This is a genomic window from Corallococcus sp. bb12-1 (assembly GCF_026626765.1).
GTDB lineage: Bacteria > Myxococcota > Myxococcia > Myxococcales > Myxococcaceae > Corallococcus > Corallococcus terminator.
This window is the reverse complement of sequence record NZ_JAPNJZ010000016.1, coordinates 85,819-102,746: the sequence shown is the minus strand read 5'-3', so window position 1 is coordinate 102,746 and position 16,928 is coordinate 85,819. Positions and strand designations below refer to the sequence as shown.

Genomic DNA, 16,928 nt, shown 5'->3' with positions numbered 1-16,928 from the left:
GGAACGCGCTGCTACTTGGCGGCGCGGGGCAGCGGCAGGATGGTGTCCACCAGCGTCATCAACTGCGCGCAGCTCACGGGCTTGCGCACGAAGGCGCTGATGCCGGCCTTCTGACCCAGGGCGCGCACTTCCGCCACGTTCGGGTCGCCGGTCATCATCAGGATGGGGACCTTGGACAGCCTGGTATTGGTGCTGGCGCGGATCTGCCCGGCGAAGTCCGCGCCGTTCATCCCATCCATGTGGAAGTCGGTGAGGATGAGATCCACCGGCTCCGCTTCGGCGACCTTGAGGCCTTCCTCGGCGGACTCGGCCTCCAAGAATTCGAAGCTGCGGGCCATCAGGTAGATTTTCAGCAGCGTCCGGATGGAGCGGCTGTCATCCACCAGCAGGACGCGCTGCGGCCCCGTTCCCGAGGCCGGACGGACCGTGGGCGTACTTCCCGTGGGACGGGAGGGCGCGGGTTCGGGGGCGGAGAGGGGGCCGGCCTTCATCGGAATCAAAACCTCGGGAGGGGAAGCGCCTCCGGCAGCACGACCCCATGGTCGCGGATGGGCCCTGCGAAGTCAAAGCAACGCAGGGCCCCTCACCGAGATTTCAGGCGCCCCCTGAAAGCTTCAGCGAACGTCCAACACGAAGGCCTGGGACGGCACGCTTGGCAGCCCTACGGCCTCCGCGAGGGTCGGATCCAACTCATTGGGCACACGCCACGTCTGTCCCGTGGACTGCACCAGGGTGACGCTGTAGCGACCCGCCGGCACGTTCGAAAGCAGGGCAGGCGCGGCGGGGTCGCGCGCGTCCAGGGCGCGGTTCTGGATGGCCACGCGGAGCTGGGGAACGAACACGGGCTGCGGGCGGGGGTTGCCCTGCTCGTCCCTCAGGGCAGCGAGGAGGGGGTCAGCCACCAGGCCGGCCGCAAGCACCGCCACGTCCGGCCTGCCGTCCTTGCCGCCGGAGACGCGCGCGTAGTCCACGCCCTCGTCGTCCACCACGCCGTTGCGGTCCAGGTCGTTCTCATCCACGACACCGGGCACATCCGCCAGCTTGCGCACCACCACGCGCGGCCAGAAGTCGGGGACGCCGTCGCTGTTGGCGTCGTCGGGGATGCCGTCGCGGTTGGCGTCCACGAACTGCACCCAGAAGCCCGGCGGCCGCTGGTCCACCGCGCCGGTGAACTGCTGCGGCGTGAGGGTGAGGACCTTCACGGAGGTCGACGCGGTGTCGAACTCGCGGCCTTCGGCGACCTGGAAGGCGGGCCGGTCGAAGGGCACCGTGGCCGAGTCTGCGAAGGACACGCTGACGCCAGTGAGCGGCACGGGCCAGCCGTCCGCGTCCGTCGTCACCTCCAGGATGCGCGTGGCGCCGGTGGTGGGATCCACGCCGCCGCCGCCCACGTCGCCCGCGTTGGGTTCGGAGGTGACGCCGTACCAGGGATTGAAGTCGGACACGTGGCAGGGCTGCGGCACGAAGCGGCAGGTGTCCGCGTCGATGAAGCCTCGCAGCACGTAGCTGCCCGGCTGCACGAGGCTCAGCGCGAACGGCGCGGTGAACGGACCCGGGGAGTTGTCGCCCAGGGCCGTGCCGAACAGCTCCGAGGCCGGGATGACGGTGAAGGCCAGGGGACGGCCAGAGCCCTGCGGCGGGGGCGGGCTGTCCGCGCGGTAGAGGAACACCACCGCGTTGCCCCGGGCGCGCGACTGGACGACGAGGCTGCCCTCGATGCGCGCGGCGCGCGTGTTCTGCCTGCCGTCCGCGGTGGGCTTCACCTCCGGGCCCTCACAGCCCAGGGCGAGGAGCGACGTCAGGGCGACCGCGAAGAGTCCGCGGGTGAAGGGGGAAGAAGGGGCGCGCTTCATGGGGTCACCGTGAGGTTGGCGAACACGCGCCGCTCGATGCGGTTGCCGAAGGGGTGCTCCGCGTGCGTGCCGCCCAACTGGCTGCCCATGAGCGACACGGAGGCGAAGTCCTTCACCACCTCGTAGCCCACGCGGGCGTTGACCACGGCGTACGCGGGCAGGTTGTTGGACAAGAGCTCCACGCGCGTCGGGTCGGACGCGGCGGGCTCGCGCTCCACCCAGGTGGAGGAGGACGTGAAGGCCGCGTCGATGCTGAACTCCAGGTCCGCGCGGGTGCGGTACGTGATGCCGCCAAACACCTTGAAGCCCGGCGCCTGGCTGCACGGGCCGCACTGGCCCTCCTCCGGAAGGTCGGAGGTGACGCTCTGGAGCGCGGCGCTCGCCTTGATGCCCAGACCGTCGATGGGGGAGAGGCTCAGGCCCGCCTCCGCGCCGCGCGCGGTGTAGATGGCGTTCTCGTTGGTGAACATCGAACGGCCCACCAGGTAGCTGCCGCTGCCGCTGTCGTAGGACTCGCCCGCGGGCAGCCGCTGCACGGAGGACAGGCCGATGAGGTCCTTCACCGTGTTCTGGTAGAGCGCCACGTCCCAGTCCAGGCCCAGCCGGGGGGACTCACCGCGCCAGCCCAGCTCCAGTGCGTTGAGGCGCTCGGGCCGCAGTTGCCGGTTGCCGGTGGTCAGCACGCTGACGCCGTTGACGCCCGGCACGGGCACGGGCAGCCGCGTGTAGCTCTCCAGGAACGTGGGCTCGCGGAAGGCGGTGGCCACCGACGCGCGGAAGGCGTGGCCTTCAATGGGCTGGAAGACAGCGGACAGGCGCGGCGACTGCGCGATGCCCGGGTTGCCCTTGTTGAGCAGCGGGTGGCGGTCCACGCGGTAGCTGACGACGAGGCGCAGGGGCTGCACGATGCGCCATTCATCCTGGATGAAGGCCGCCGCGTGGAACTCCTCGCGCAGGCCATCCAGGTAGCCGAAGGCCACGCGCTTCAGGCGGCCCTCCACGCCGATGTTCACCTGGTGCTCGCCCGCGAGCTCGAAGCCCCGGGCGTACAGCGCTTCGCCGTTGAAGACGTTGGAGGCGACGTTGGTGACCAGCGACCGCTGGCCGATGGCCTCGTACTGCGGCCCGGCGTCACCGGACAGGTGGTTCCAGAAGGCCTTGAGCTTCACCGAGCCCAGCTCCACATCCGCCTTGGCGTACGCGCCCAGGGCGTCGATGTAGTAGTTGCGCAAGAGGCCCAGCGGATAGGCCTCCGTGGTGTAGCGGTGCACGCCGCCGGACAGGCCGATCGCGCGCCCCTCATCGAAGGAGTAGACCGTGGAGAGGTTGCCGCGCGCGCCGCGCAGGCCCACCTCCGGGTCCGGCCCGGTGAGGGCGAAGTCAGGACGGCCGCTGCCGTAGTCCAGCGTCCACTTGTCCTCCTGACGGTAGGCGGCGGACGCGCGGTAGCGCAGGGCGCCGTTCTGACCGTGGCTGACGAAGGAGCCCTGCACGGTGTTGCCGCCACCCGCCAGGGCGCTGAAGCGCGCGCGCCGACCGGTGCCGGGGGCCTGGGTGATGATGTTGATGACGCCCAGCATCGCGTTGGCGCCGTACAGCGCGCTGCCCGGACCGCGGATGACCTCGATGCGGTCGATTTCTTCCAGACCCACGGGCAGGCCCGCCCACAGCGTGAGGCCGAGGAAGTCCTGGTACTCCGTGCGGCCGTCCACCAGCACCAGCACCTTGTTGGCCAGGCGCTGGTTGAAGCCGCGCAGGCTGACGTTGGAGCTGCCCACGCCCATGGCCATCACGTCCGCGCCAGGCACGCGGCGCAAGAGCTCCGGCAGCGTGGTTGCGCCGGACAGGCGGATGTCCTCCGCCGTGATGACGGTGGTGGCGTTGGGCGCTTCCAGCGAGGACTGCGCGCGGCGGCTGGCCGTCACGACGCGCTCCTCGTACGGCACGAGGCCCTGGTCGGACGTGTCACCCGACTCGGCGCCGCCGCTGGGGGCCTTGGGGCCGGACGCGGTGACGGAGGACTGCGGCTGCTGGGGCTGGCCGGACGCGAGCGACTCCGCGCGGTTGACGGCCTTCTCCAGCCGCTCCATGAGCGTGGCCAGTTGCTGCTGGGCCTGGATGCTCGTGGGGGGCGGCGGGGGCATGGGCAGGCTCGAGTCCTGCGAGCCGGGCGTGCTGCCAGGGGCGGGGGCTGCCGCGGAGGCGGCCTGCTGCGTGGCCTCCAGCCGCGTCACCTGCGCCTGCACGTTGGCGGCGTCCGGCGGATTCGAGGCGAGGTAGCGCTTGAAGGCGTCCAGCGCCTCCTCCAGCCGTCCCGCGTCCTGGTAGGCGCGCGCGATGTTGTAGAGGACGCTGGCGTGCGGCTTGATCTTGTAGGCCTCTTCCAGCTCGGAGATGCCTTCATCGAACTGCTTCTGCTCGATGAGGTTCATGCCGTTGCGGAAGTGGCGGCGCGCTTCCAGGCGTGCGTCCGCCAGGGCCTCGGTCGCGCACAGGCACAGCGCGAGGAGCGCTCCACGTCGAAAGGCTGTCGGGATGGTCACTGGTACGGATCGTCCTTGTACGCGGAACCGGGAGCCTTCGGCTTCGGTCCCTGCTTCTTGATGCGCGTCAACTTCATGGAGACCTCGACGGTCTTCCCTGAGTTGCCCGCGTAGTTCTTGCTGACCGGCTGAAAGCCGTCGAGCGCGAGTGACACCACCACGGAGGCCAGCCCCGAGCTGTCCGCGGGCTGCTGGAGCTCCATGGGCGTGGTGCCGCGCACCGTCCCATTGACGGTGATCTCCGCGCCGGGGGGCTCGCTCTCCACCTTGAAGCGCACGGGCTCCACCACGGCCGGGGGCGGCGTCGCGGGCGCGGTGGCGGGCTCTCGCTCCGGAGGCGGTTCGGCGACGGGCGCGCGGGCCACGGGGACCGGCTGCTGCGAGGGCTGTGTGGCCGGAGGCTGCGTGGCGCGCAACACGAACACCGCCGCCGCGGCGATGCCCAGCAGCACGGAGCCGCCGAACAGCGCGATGCCGAGCCCCTTGCCGGACTTCTTCTCCGTCGCGGACGCCTGCTCGTCCACGGAGATGTCCAGCGCGACAGTGTTGGGGCCGGAGCCCACCAGCGCGTGCGCCCCCGTATGAGGACCGCTGTGCGGGCCGGAGCCCACGGAGGAGAGGCCGGTGCGCGGGCTGGAGAAGACGCCGCTGACGCCGGACGCGGAGGCCGCGGCGCGCATGCCCTGGAGCACCGCGTCCATGGACGCATAGCGGTCCACCGGGCGCTTGGCCAGGCACTTCATCACCAGCGTCTCCACCTCCGGCGGGACGCCGTGGTCGGGCCAGATGGTGTGGAAGGAGGGCGGCGGGTCGTTGATGTGCTTGACGATGACGTCGATGCTCTGCGCCGCCTGGAAGGGCGGGCGGCCCATCAGGACCTGATAGAGCACGACGCCCAGGCTGTACACGTCGCTGCGCGGATCCGCGATGTTGCGCGCCTGCTCCGGCGCCATGTACTGCGGCGAGCCCAGGATGACGCCCGCCTGCGTGAGCGTGGTGTCCTCCTTCATGTTGGCGTCGCCGAGGAAGGACTTCACCAGGCCGAAGTCCAGCACCTTCACCACGTCGTGGTCGGTCTCCTGGTTGAGGACCATGACGTTGGCGGGCTTCAAGTCGCGGTGGATGAGGCCGACCTTATGGGCCTCGCGCAGCGAGCGGGCCACCTGCTGCGCGATGCTCAGCGCGCGGTCCCACGGCAGCGGGCCTTCCTGGATGAGCAGCTGCGACAGCGTGAGCCCCTCCAGGTACTCCATGGCGATGTAGTAGATGCCGTCTTCCGTCTTCCCGTAGTCGATGACGGTGACGGTGTTCGGGTGGCGCAGCTTCGCCGTGACGCTGGCCTCCAGGAAGAAGCGCTTCTGGAAGCCGGGGTCCTTGCCCTCGCCGCTGTACTGCGGGTTGAGGACCTTGAGGGCCACGAGCCGGTCCAACGGCGCCTGCATGGCCTTGTAGACGCGGCCCATGCCGCCGGCCCCGAGCGTCTCCAGGATGCGGAAACGTTCGTTGAGGATCCTCCCGAGCAGAGGATCCGTCACGTCGGTAGGCGCGCCCTTTCGGGGGGCGTCGCTTTCGATCATGTGTTCCCCCAGCAAACGAGAAGGACCGCGCACGTCGGTACGAACGCGCAGGATGCTAGCACCGCCTTGGAAAACCGCCCAAGAGACGTCCCTCGCCATCCGGGACGTCACGGGACGCCGAGTTTCCGGCCCCGGCCACGTGCCTGCACTCCCGCACCTGCCGTGTTGGTGTCCCCCGGAGCGGTTCGGAAATCAGGAAAATCAGCGTCCGCTGGCGCACAGAGGGAGGCCACTGGTGCGATGCGTCATCCCGGGTGGAGGGCGTGAGGGCGCGTTAGGTTCCCCGGGATGAACGCCCATCTGTCCTCGCTGTTGTCGTCGGCGCCGCGCTACCCGCGGCGGGTGGTGTGCATGACGGAGGAGACGACGGAGGTGCTCTATCGCATCGGGGCGGGGGAGCTGGTCGTCGGCGTGTCGGGGTTCACGGTGCGGCCTCCGGAGGCGCGCAAGAAGCCCCGGGTGAGCTCGTTCCTGGACGCGAACTTCGAGCGCATCCTGGAGCTGAAGCCGGATCTGGTGCTGGGCTTCTCCGACCTGCAGGCGGACATCGGGCGGGAGCTGTGCAAGCGCGGCGTGCCCGTGTACCTGTTCAACCAGCGCTCGCTCGCGGAGATTCTTCAGACGGTGCGGCTCACCGGGGCGTTGGTGGGGCGCGCGGAGGCGGCGGAGGCGTTGGCGGGGGAGCTGGAGAAGAACCTGGAGCGTCACTCGGACGCGGCGCAGTCGCTGCCCAGGCGGCCGCGCATCTTCTTCGAGGAGTGGCACGAGCCGCTCATCTCCGGCATCCGCTGGTGTTCGGAGCTGGTGGAGGTGGTGGGAGGGGAGGACGTGTGCCAGGAGTCGCGCGCGTCGCAGGGGGCGAAGGGCCGCATCTTCGAACCGGAGGAGGTGGCGCGCAGGAACCCGGAGGGCGTCATCGCGAGCTGGTGCGGGCGCAAGGCGAAGCGCGACAAGATTGCTTCGCGGCCGGGCTGGGACCGGGTGCAGGCGGTGGTGGATGACCAGCTCTACGAGGTGCGCAGCTCGTACATCCTCCAGCCGGGGCCGGCGGCGCTGACGGACGGGGTGGATCAGCTGGCGCGCATCGTGGGGGCCATCGCTCGGGGGGAGAAGCTGCCCATGCACCGTCCGGGAGATCTTCGCACCGCGCTGGAGTGAGGGGAGGCTGGCGGAGGGCGCGGCGCATGACAGGATGCGCGCGTGCCGCTTCCGCTGCTCGTCCTGGTGTCCACCGTGCTCGCCGCGACGGGCGGGACTTCCGCGCCGTGGGAGCGCGATGCCGTGGTCCTTGCTCAAGCCGAAGGATTGAAGGATCCGTGGGCGCGGCAGTCCGAGCGCGAAAGTCCGGACAGCGCACAAGCGTCTCCAGCGCAGCAGCCCGAAGGGGCGGGTTCCGGCTGGCCCCAGGATGCGGCCTCTCCCGATGCTCCCGTTCTGACTCCGGAGGGTAAGCCGTCCGGCGTGTCGAACGCGGAGGTGCCCGCGCCGCCGCGTTCAGAGCAGGTGCCCGTGGGCCCGGAAGGCACGGACGCGCCCGCGCCTCCCACGGTGGACGCGAACAAGAACTACGAGGACGCGCTCATCGCCTGGGGCCTGAAGCAGAGTGAGCGCCAGGTGGAGTCCGCGCCCGAGGGCAAGGTGCTGGAGGAGGTGGTCGTCAGCGCGGAGGAGGTCGTCGCGCCGATGGACCCCTATCCCTCGCTGCTAAACATCTTCCACATCCGCACCCGCGACCAGATCGTCCGGCAGGAAGTGCTGCTGACGCCGGGTCAGCCGTACTCGCCAGCGCTCGTCGCGGAGTCGGTGCGCAACCTGCGCAAGCTGGGCCTCTTCTCCGTCGTGCGCGCCGTTCCCATCAAGGGCAGCGCCCCCGACAAGGTCGCGCTGCTGGTCGTCACCAAGGACCTGTGGTCGCTGCGGCTCAACAACGAGTTCTCCGCCGTGGGCTCGCTGTTGCTCTACCTGCGCCTCCAGGGCACGGAGCAGAACTTCCTGGGGCGCGGCAAGAAGGTGGCGGTGGACTTCATCCTCCGCCTGGACACCTTCAGCTTCGGGCAGAGCTACACGGACCAACGCGTGCTCGGCAGCCGCTGGTCGCTCTCCGAATCCGCCGCGGTGCTGATCAACCGCGACACGGGCCGAGCGGAAGGCTCGCGCGGAAGCCTCTCCGTCAGCCGGCCGCTGTATTCGCTCTCCACGCCGTGGAGCCTGAGTTCGTCCGTCGCATGGAACGTGGAGACCGCGCGCCAGTTCCGGGGCGCGGACATCTGGCAGTTGCCGTTCCCGGACGGCGACCCGGTGCCGTACATCTACAACACGCGTGAGGTGGCTGTGGGCTCTACGTACACGCGCTCCTACGGCCAGCGCTACAAGTGGAACTTGGGCCTGGGCGCGGGCGCCTACCACTACGCCTACGCCCCGCCGGTGGCGTCCAATCTCAGCGACGCGCAGACGGACTGGTTCCGGAGCAACTACCTGCCGCGCCAGGAGGACGCGGGGTACGCGAACATCTCCCTCAGTGCCTTCGAGGCCCGCTACGACGTGCTCCGCAACGTGGACTCGTACACGCTGTCGGAGGACTTCCAGCTCGGGCATTCGGTGGTGGCCAAGCTGCGCTACGCACCGCCCGTGTTCCCCTCCGCCGCGCACTTCGCCGAAGGCGGCCTGTCCCTGCGCTACCGCGTGCACTGGGGCGATGCGCTCACCACCGCGTCCGCCGCCGCGTCCATCCGCCGGCAATTCAGCGGCCAGGAGGACACCGTCCAGGAAGGGTGGACCAACCGGCGGTGGGCAGCGGAGCTGGTGCAGGTGTCGCCGCGCGTGCTCGGTGGGCGCTTCGTGGTGCGGGGTCTGCTGGACGTGAACATCGACGACCTGTCCGAACGCGTGAGCCTGCTGGGCGGCAGCAACGGCCTGCGCGGCGCGGCGGTGGATGCATACTCCGGCAAGCGGCTGTTGCTCGTGAACCTGGAGTACCGCACCACGCCGCTCGTCGTGCGCACGGTGCATCTGGGCGGGGTGTTCTTCCTCGACTCGGGCAGCGCCTTCAATAAGCGGCCCGAGATGGTGACCACCGTGGGCGTGGGCCTGCGCATCCTGTTCCCCCAGTTCAACGTGTTCCCGTTCCGCATCGACTTCGGCTACGTGCTCAACGGGGACCGGCCGCCCGTGGGCAGCCGCCTGTCGCTCAGCAGCGGACAGGTGACCGAGTACCGCCCGTCGTTCCTCGACTCGCCCTGAACCACGCGCTCAGGGAGGCTCCACGTGGAGCAGCTCCCGGAAGAGCACCTCCGCCGCGTCGCGGAACAACTCCCCGGACGCGAGCAATCCGCCGCAGTGGTGGGGTTCGCGCGCCAGCGTCAGCGCGACGGCCTTGCCCAGCACCGCGTCCCAGAAGGGCTCTGACTCGGAGGGCAGCAGGAACTCCCGGATGATGGCCTTGGGCCACGGGAGCACCGTGGTCGGATCCGCGTCGCTCAAGGTGGTGAAGCAGTCCAGGTCCACGTCCAGCAGCACGCTCGACGCATCCTCCAGCACGTCGCGCACGAGGTCGGTGGGGCCGGGGTTCCGGTACGCCTCCGCCGCGCGGTCCACCGTCGTCACCGTCACCAGCCGGTGCGAACGGCCCCGCGTGTCCACGTAGGTGTCCCCGGCGAAGGCGCCCCGGGGCCGCGTGCGCGCGATGATCAGCGCGTCCCCCACGAGGTTCGCCTCCATCGCCGCGAGGATGTGGTCGTAGTTGCGCACGTTCAGGTGCCAGCGCGCATGTTCATCCAGCGCACGCAGGCCCGCGGAGCGGTCCGGCATCTCCGCCGGCTTCGCGGGCACCACCACATCCAGGTGCCGATCCAACGTCACCAGCAGGGCAGGGGGGCCTACATCGCCCAGGGCACAAGCCCACGCTGGCAGTGCGAGCCGGTGCGGGTCGAACACGTAGGCGTCCGTGGGGCCCCGGCCTCCGCCCAGGCCCAGGCGCACCACGCCCGCAAGGCGCAGATGCCGCAAGGCGTTGTCATCTTCCGACTGCATGGCGGTGGGAATCCTCTCGGGGGCCGGACGTTGGGAGGGCCGCGCGGCGGCCGGAGTGTAGGCTTGCGCGCATCTTCCCGCGAAAGGAGCCCCGCCCCGCGCGGGGATTCAACTACGCATGCGTCAAGCCCTCACCGCCGCGCTCCTCCTCATGAGCGCCCCCGCCCTCGCACAGGAGCTGAAGCCCCTCGCCATGGCCCCTTCGCAAAAGCAGCCGGACCTCTTCCTGCGCCAGTACGCCGAAACGCGCCGCTTCCAGAGCGGCCGTCCCACGGGAGTGCGCATCACCCCGGATGAGCAGTCCGTGCTCTTCCTGCGCACCTCCCCCACGTCCAACGTGCAGATGCTCTACGCGTTCGACGTGGCCAACGGGCAGGCGCGCGAGCTGCTCACTCCCGAAGCCCTGCTCAAGGGCACCGAGGAGACGCTGACCTCCGAGGAGAAGGCCCGCCGCGAGCGCATGCGCGTGAGCGCCCGGGGCTTCACCTCCTACAGCCTGTCCGAGGACGGCACCCGCCTGCTCGTGCCCCTGTCCGGCCGCCTCTACGTGGTGGACCGCGCCACCGGCAAGTCCACGGAGGTGAAGACGGGCCCCGGCGTCATCGACCCGCGCCTGTCCCCGGACGGCAAGCAGGTGGCCTACGTCCGAGGCAACGACGTGTACCGGGTGGACCTGGCCTCCAACCAGGAGAAGGTCGTCACCAAGGGCGGCACCGCCGAGAAGACGCACGGCCTGGCGGAGTTCGTCGCGCAGGAGGAGATGAGCCGCTTCTCCGGCTACTGGTGGAGCCCGGACGCGAAGTCCATCGCGTACACGGAGTCCGACACGGCCGACGTGGAGAAGCTCACCATCGTGGACGTGATGCACCCGGAGAAGGGCGGGGAGGTGTTCCCCTATCCGCGCCCCGGCAAGCCCAACGCCAAGGTGCGCCTGGGCATCACCCCCGTCACCGGCGGCAAGACGGTGTGGGCGCAGTGGGACGCGCAGAAGTACCCGTACCTGGCCACCGTGAAGTGGGACAAGGGCGGGCCGCTCACGCTGCTCGTGCAGAACCGCCTCCAGACGGAGGAGCAGGTGCTGGCGGTGGACCCCGCCACCGGCAAGACGCGCGTGCTCCTCACGGAGAAGGACGCCGCGTGGGTGGAGCTCAACCAGGACTTCCCCCTGTGGCTGGAGGATGGCTCCGGCTTCCTCTGGTACACCGAGCGCAACGGCGGCCCCGAGGTGGAGCTGCGCCGCGCGAACGGTGAGTTGGAGCGCTCCGTGGTGAAGCCGGACGCGGGCTTCCGCAACCTCGCCCGCTTCGTGCAGTCGGACAAGACGCTCTTCTTCTCCGGCGACCCGAACCCCACCGAGAGCCACATGTGGCGCGTGAAGGACGGCGGCGCCCCGGTGAAGGTGGCCACCGGCAACACCGGCCCGGGCCTGGAGATGGGCATGGTCTCCAAGAACGGCAGCCTGTTCGTCCTGAGCACCCAGGGCCCCAAGGCCATGCCGCGCACGCTGGTGATGAAGGGCGACGGCACGAGGCTGGGCGAGCTGCCGGAGGTGGCGCAGGAGCCGCCCTTCACGCCGAACTTCGAGGTGCGGCAGGTGGGGTCGAAGAAGTTCTGGACCTCGCTGGTGAAGCCGCGTGACTTCAAGCCCGGCACCAAGCTGCCCGTCATCGTGGAGGTCTACGCGGGCCCCTCCACCACCGTGGTGCACCAGTCCATGGCCGCGCACCTGCTCAGCCAGTGGATGGCGGACAAGGGCTTCCTCGTCGTCAAGGTGGACGGCCGCGGCACGCCCCTGCGCACCGCCGAGTGGAACCGCGTGGTGAAGCACGACTTCGCCACCGTCACCCTGGATGATCAGATTGAAGCGGTGCAGGCGCTGGCGAAGGAAGTGCCGGAGATGGACCTCAAGCGCGTGGGCATCACCGGCTGGAGCTTCGGCGGGTACATGGCCGCGCTGGCCGTGCTGAAGCGCCCGGACTTCTTCAAGGCCGCCGTGTCCGGCGCCCCGGTGGTGGACTGGCGTGACTACGACACGCACTACACCGAGCGCTACCTGGGCCTGCCGGAAGAGACGCCCCAGGCGTATGAGGTCAGCAGCCTGCTCACGTACGCGAAGAAGGACGCCCCCATCGGCGCGCTGCTGCTGTTGCACGGCACCGCGGACGACAACGTCTACTTCTTCCACACGCTGAAGCTGTCGGACGCGCTCTTCCGCGCCGGCAAGCCGCACCAATTGCTGCCTTTGAGTGGCCTGACGCACATGGTGCCGGATCCGCTCGTCACGGAACGCCAGTACGAGCGCGTGATGGCGCACTTCCAGCAGAACCTGAAGTAGCGCCTGAAGACAGACACAGCCTCCGAAAAATGGAGAGGCCCGGATCCCCTACCGTGGGGTTCCGGGCCTCTTCAGTTCAACCAGTCCGTGAGGATTGGCTGACGACGACGCATCACTTCACGCCGCGCGGACGTTCTGCGCCTGCAGGCCCTTGGGGCCCTTGGTGACTTCGAACTCCACCTTCTGGCCTTCGGCCAGCGTGCGGAACCCATCCATGTTGATGGCGCTGTGGTGGCAGAACACGTCTTCGCCGCCGCCGTCCTGGGTGATGAAGCCGAAGCCCTTCGCGTCGTTGAACCACTTCACGGAGCCAGTTGCCATTGCGCTTCCTTGCGTTTGCAGGGCCGCCATGGGGAGGGCTGCCCGTTCTGCCCGACGACCGGGGAGACGGACCTATTTGTAGTCAAAGGGCCGACTGGAAGTCCAGCCGGCCCCCGGGGAATGCCCGTCTTCCCGCTCCGCACAACCCTGTGCGGAGGAGTGGGTCAGATGTCCAGGAGCAGGCGCTCCGGGTCCTCGATGCATTCCTTCACACGCACCAGGAACTGCACCGCTTCGCGGCCGTCCACCAGACGGTGGTCGTACGTGAGCGCGATGAACATGATGGGCCGGATGACGACCTGACCATCACGCGCCACCGGGCGGTCCACGATGTTGTGCATGCCCAGGATGCCCGTCTGCGGCGGGTTCAGGATGGGCGTGGACAGCATGGAACCGAAGATGCCGCCGTTGGTGATGGTGAACGTGCCGCCCTGCAAGTCCGGCAGGGTCAGCTTGTCATTGCGAGCGCGACCGCCGTAGTCACCGACCGTCTTCTCCAACTCCGCGAGCGACAGCTTGTTCGCGTCGCGCACCACCGGCACCACGAGACCGCGGCTGCCGCTCACGGCGACGCCGATGTCGTAGTAGTGCTTGAAGATGACGTCCTCGCCGTCGATCTCCGCGTTGATCTGCGGGAACGCCTTGAGGGCCTCCACCGACGCGCGGATGAAGAAGCTCATGAACCCGAGCTTCACGCCGTGCTTCGCCTGGAACTTGTCGTTGTACTTCTTGCGAAGCGCCATCACCTCGCCCATGTCCACCTCGTTGAAGGTGGTGAGCAGGGCGGCGTTGGACTGGGCCTGGAGCAGGCGCTCGGCGACGCGCTTGCGCAGCGGCGTCATGCGCACGCGCTCTTCCCGCGCGGCGTTGGGACGCGGGCCGGACGGCGCGGCGGGGGCGGGGGCCTGGGTGGGCGCGGCCGGGCGGTTGATCTGCCCCAGCACGTCCTCCTTCACGATGCGGCCACCGGTGCCGGAGCCCTTCAACTGGCCCACGTCCACCTGGTTCTCCTCCGCCATCTTCTTCGCGGTGGGGGTGATGCGCGCGTCGCTGGCGGCGGCCGGCGCGGACTGCACCGGGGCTGCGGCCTGGGCGGGCGCGGGCGTGGCGGCGGCGACGGCGGGAGACGCGGCGGCGGCACCGGCGCCTCCGGCCTCGATGGTGCCCAGCACCTCACCCACGCGGACCTTGTCGCCCTCCTTGAAGGCGATGGACGCGATGCTGCCGGCGGCGGGAGACGGCACGTCGATGGTGACCTTGTCGGTCTCCAGCACGACGAGCGGCTCATCCGCGGCGACGGTGTCGCCCTGCTTCTTGTTCCACTTGCCGACGACGGCCTCGGTGATGGACTCACCGAGGGGCGGGACTTTCAGTTCAACGGCCATTCTGGGTTCCTCGGAGGATGGCTTCTTCGATGATGAGCTGCTGCTCGTAATCGTGCGTCTTGGGGAAGCCGGTGGCGGGGCTCGCGGCCTCGGCACGGCCGATGTAACCCAACTTCACCGGCTGCTGCTGCGCGCGGCCGGAAACCAGGTCGTGCAGGCGCGGGAACATGAAGTGCCAGGCGCCCGCGTTGCGGGGCTCTTCCTGCACCCAGTACAGCTCCTGCAACTGGGGCAGCTTCGCCACCAGGTTGGACAGCTCGTCGTGCGGGAACGGGTAGAGCTGCTCCACCCGCACGATGGCGATGGTGTCGTCCTTGCGCTCGTCCCGGGCCTTGGCCAGGTCGTAGTAGACCTTGCCGCTGCACAGGAGCAGCCGCTTCACCTTCGCCGGATCCGCCTTCGCATCCAGGATGATCTCCTGGAACGCGCCCGTCGCCAGGTCGTCCATGCGGCTGGTCGCCTCAGGGCGGCGCAGCAGGCTCTTGGGCGACATGATGACCAGCGGCTTGCGCACCGGGCGCAGCACCTGGCGGCGCAGCAGGTGGAAGATCTGCGCGGGCGTGGTGGGGTAGCAGACCTGGAGGTTGTCCTCGGCGCACAGGTCCAGGAAGCGCTCCAGGCGCGCGCTGGAGTGCTCCGGGCCCTGGCCTTCGTAGCCGTGCGGCAGGAGCAGCGTGATGCCGCTCAGACGGCGCCACTTGCTCTCCGCCGCCGCGATGAACTGGTCGATGATGATCTGCGCGCCGTTGGCGAAGTCACCGAACTGGGCTTCCCAGATGGTGAGGCCGTCCGGCACGTCCAGGCTGTAGCCGTAGTCGAAGCCCAGCACGCCCATCTCCGACAGCGGGCTGTTGTAGACGTTGAACGCCGCCTTGCCGGTGGCGAACTGCCGCAGCGGGGTGAACTCCCCGCCCGTCTGCACGTCGTGCAGCACCGCGTGGCGGTGGCTGAAGGTGCCGCGCTCGCTGTCCTGGCCAGACAGGCGGATGACGTAGCCCTCCGACAGCAGCGTGGCGTAGGCCAGGGATTCGCCCTCGCTCCACTGCAGCTCTTCGGTCTCCAGCATGCCCTGGCGCTTCTTGAGGACGGTGCGCTCCACGTCGCGGTGCACCTGGAAGCCCTCGGGCGCGGTGGCCAGCTTCTGGAGCGCGTCGCGCAGCGTCGCCTTCTCCACCGCGGTGGGCACCTGGGGCGCGTTCTTCAGCAGGCCGCCCTTGTACTTCGTCCACAAGCCCTCCAGCGCGTTGGGCTCCTTGAACTGGCTCTCCTGGCGGGCGCGGGTGAGCGCCGCGTCGAAGTCCTGGTAGCAGCGCTGCTTGAGCGCGTCGGACTCCTCCGCGGGGATGCGGCCCTGCTCCGCCAGCGCCTTCGCGTACAGCGCGCGCACGGGCGGGTGCTTGCGGATGATCTCGTACATCGACGGCTGGGTGAAGGACGGGTCGTCGCCCTCGTTGTGGCCGTAGCGGCGGTAGCAGATGAGGTCGATGACCACGTCGCTCTTGAAGGTCTGGCGGTACTCCGCCGCGAGCTTCGCCGCGTGGACGCACGCCTCCGGGTCATCCCCGTTCACGTGGAACACCGGGATGTCCAACATCTGTGCGATGGCGGTGGCGTAGATGCTGGAGCGCGAGTCCGACGGGTCGGTGGTGAAGCCGACCTGGTTGTTGATGATGACGTGGACCGTGCCGCCCGTCGTGTAGCCCTTGAGGCCCGCGAAGTTGAGCGTCTCCGCGACGACGCCCTGCCCGATGAAGGCCGCGTCGCCGTGGATGAGCAGGGGCATCACGCCCGTGCGCTCCGCGTCGCCGCCCCGGTCCTGCTTGGCGCGCACGCGGCCCTCCACCACGGGGCCCACGCATTCCAGGTGGCTGGGATTGAAGGCCAGCGACAGGTGCACGTTCTTGCCCGAGCGCGTGGCGTGGTCCGACGAGAAGCCCATGTGGTACTTCACGTCGCCCCGGCCCAGGTACGCCTTGGGGTCCTTGGGACCGTCGAACTCGCTGAAGATCTGATCCGGCTTCTTGCCCAGGATGTTCGTCAGCACGTTGAGGCGGCCGCGGTGGGCCATGCCGATGACCAGCTCCTTGAGCCCCATGGCGCTGCCGACTTCCAGCAGGGCGTCCAGCATGGGGATGAGGGACTCGCCGCCATCCAGGCTGAAGCGCTTGGCGCCCACGTACTTCGTGTGCAGGAAGTGCTCGAAGCCCTCCGCGTACGACAGCTTTGTGAGGATGTGCCGCTGCTCCTCCACGGAGAACGGCGTGCGGTTGTCGCTGTGCTCCATGCGCTGCATGAGCCAGCGGCGACGCTCGCTGTCGAGCATCTGCATGAACTCCACGCCGATGTGGCCGGAGTACGTGCGGCGCAGCCGCGTCACCAGGTCCGACAGGCGCACGCGCTGCTGCGGGAAGACGTTGTTGCACTCCACCGCCTGCTCCAACTCCTTGGCGTTGAAGTGATTCTCATCCATCAGCGCCACGTCCGCGATGTGCCCCAGGGGCGGGCGCGGGCGCTCGAGCGGGTCAAGCGTCGCGCGCAGGTGGCCGCGCAGCCGGAAGGCGGTGATGGCCTGGTCCACCTTCGACTGCAACCCGATGTCCTGCGCGGGCGCGACCGGGGCCGCGGGCGCGACGGCGGCGGCCGGGGCCTGCACGGCTCCGTTCGCCTTGCCCTTGCCCTTGCCCTCGGGGACGACGGGCGCGGGGGCCTCCAGCTGCTTCGCGTTGAAGATGGGGCGGCCCGTGCCGTTGTTGCGCTCGAATACCTCGCGCCAACTCGGGTCCACGCTGCCGGGATCATCAAGGAAGCGCGCGTAGAGCCCCTCGATGAAGTCGATGTTGGCACCAGAGAGGAAGCTGTCCTGGAAATTCGCCATGGCGGGGGGT

At 69.3% G+C, this 16,928-nt stretch carries 11 protein-coding genes; 3 read left to right on the top strand and 8 right to left on the bottom strand.

The features are described from left to right. Positions 1-11: 11 nt before the first annotated feature. From OV208_RS19560 to OV208_RS19545, 4 genes are all read right to left on the bottom strand, one after another. Complete coding sequence (locus tag OV208_RS19560) at positions 12-491, bottom strand: response regulator (RefSeq protein ID WP_267575356.1); 480 nt, start codon at positions 489-491, stop codon at positions 12-14. Between the two features lie 123 nt (positions 492-614). Beyond that, positions 615-1,853 (bottom strand): hypothetical protein, encoded by a 1,239-nt coding sequence (locus OV208_RS19555; protein ID WP_267575355.1) that lies wholly within the window; start codon positions 1,851-1,853, stop codon positions 615-617. Then, on the bottom strand, positions 1,850-4,396 hold the full coding sequence (locus OV208_RS19550) for a TonB-dependent receptor domain-containing protein (protein ID WP_267575354.1): 2,547 nt from the start codon (positions 4,394-4,396) through the stop codon (positions 1,850-1,852). Before OV208_RS19550 ends, OV208_RS19555 begins: the two co-directional genes overlap by 4 nt. Continuing rightward, positions 4,393-5,973 carry a serine/threonine protein kinase gene (locus OV208_RS19545; protein WP_267575353.1) on the bottom strand — a complete coding sequence of 527 codons (1,581 nt, stop codon included), beginning with the start codon at positions 5,971-5,973 and terminating at the stop codon, positions 4,393-4,395. Before OV208_RS19545 ends, OV208_RS19550 begins: the two co-directional genes overlap by 4 nt. Before the next feature lie 288 nt (positions 5,974-6,261). Here OV208_RS19545 and OV208_RS19540 point away from each other — a divergent pair, with 288 nt between their 5' ends. Both OV208_RS19540 and OV208_RS19535 read left to right on the top strand, forming a co-directional pair. Then, positions 6,262-7,131 carry an ABC transporter substrate-binding protein gene (locus OV208_RS19540; protein WP_267575352.1) on the top strand — a complete coding sequence of 290 codons (870 nt, stop codon included), beginning with the start codon at positions 6,262-6,264 and terminating at the stop codon, positions 7,129-7,131. A gap of 318 nt (positions 7,132-7,449) precedes the next feature. Then, positions 7,450-9,213 carry a BamA/TamA family outer membrane protein gene (locus OV208_RS19535; RefSeq protein WP_420715034.1) on the top strand — a complete coding sequence of 588 codons (1,764 nt, stop codon included), beginning with the start codon at positions 7,450-7,452 and terminating at the stop codon, positions 9,211-9,213. 9 nt (positions 9,214-9,222) lie between these two features. On the opposite strand, the gene OV208_RS19530 is transcribed toward OV208_RS19535, so the two are convergent. Next, positions 9,223-10,002, bottom strand: a complete 780-nt coding sequence (locus OV208_RS19530) for a hypothetical protein (RefSeq protein WP_267575351.1) — start codon at positions 10,000-10,002, stop codon at positions 9,223-9,225. A gap of 118 nt (positions 10,003-10,120) precedes the next feature. Here OV208_RS19530 and OV208_RS19525 point away from each other — a divergent pair, with 118 nt between their 5' ends. Further along, on the top strand, positions 10,121-12,337 hold the full coding sequence (locus OV208_RS19525; protein ID WP_267575350.1) for a S9 family peptidase: 2,217 nt from the start codon (positions 10,121-10,123) through the stop codon (positions 12,335-12,337). A gap of 117 nt (positions 12,338-12,454) precedes the next feature. Here OV208_RS19525 and OV208_RS19520 read toward each other — a convergent pair whose 3' ends face one another. The 3 genes from OV208_RS19520 to OV208_RS19510 all read right to left on the bottom strand — a co-directional run bounded on the left by OV208_RS19520 (position 12,455) and on the right by OV208_RS19510 (position 16,918). Further along, a complete protein-coding gene (locus OV208_RS19520; RefSeq protein WP_267575349.1) occupies positions 12,455-12,658 on the bottom strand; it encodes a cold-shock protein in 204 nt (67 codons plus the stop codon). A gap of 164 nt (positions 12,659-12,822) precedes the next feature. Continuing rightward, positions 12,823-14,043 (bottom strand): 2-oxoglutarate dehydrogenase complex dihydrolipoyllysine-residue succinyltransferase, encoded by a 1,221-nt coding sequence (gene odhB, locus OV208_RS19515; RefSeq protein WP_267575348.1) that lies wholly within the window; start codon positions 14,041-14,043, stop codon positions 12,823-12,825. Next, positions 14,033-16,918: a 2-oxoglutarate dehydrogenase E1 component gene (locus OV208_RS19510; protein WP_267575347.1), complete on the bottom strand. Its 2,886-nt coding sequence runs from the start codon at positions 16,916-16,918 to the stop codon at positions 14,033-14,035. The genes odhB and OV208_RS19510 overlap by 11 nt, the downstream gene beginning before the upstream one ends. Positions 16,919-16,928 lie beyond the last annotated feature (10 nt).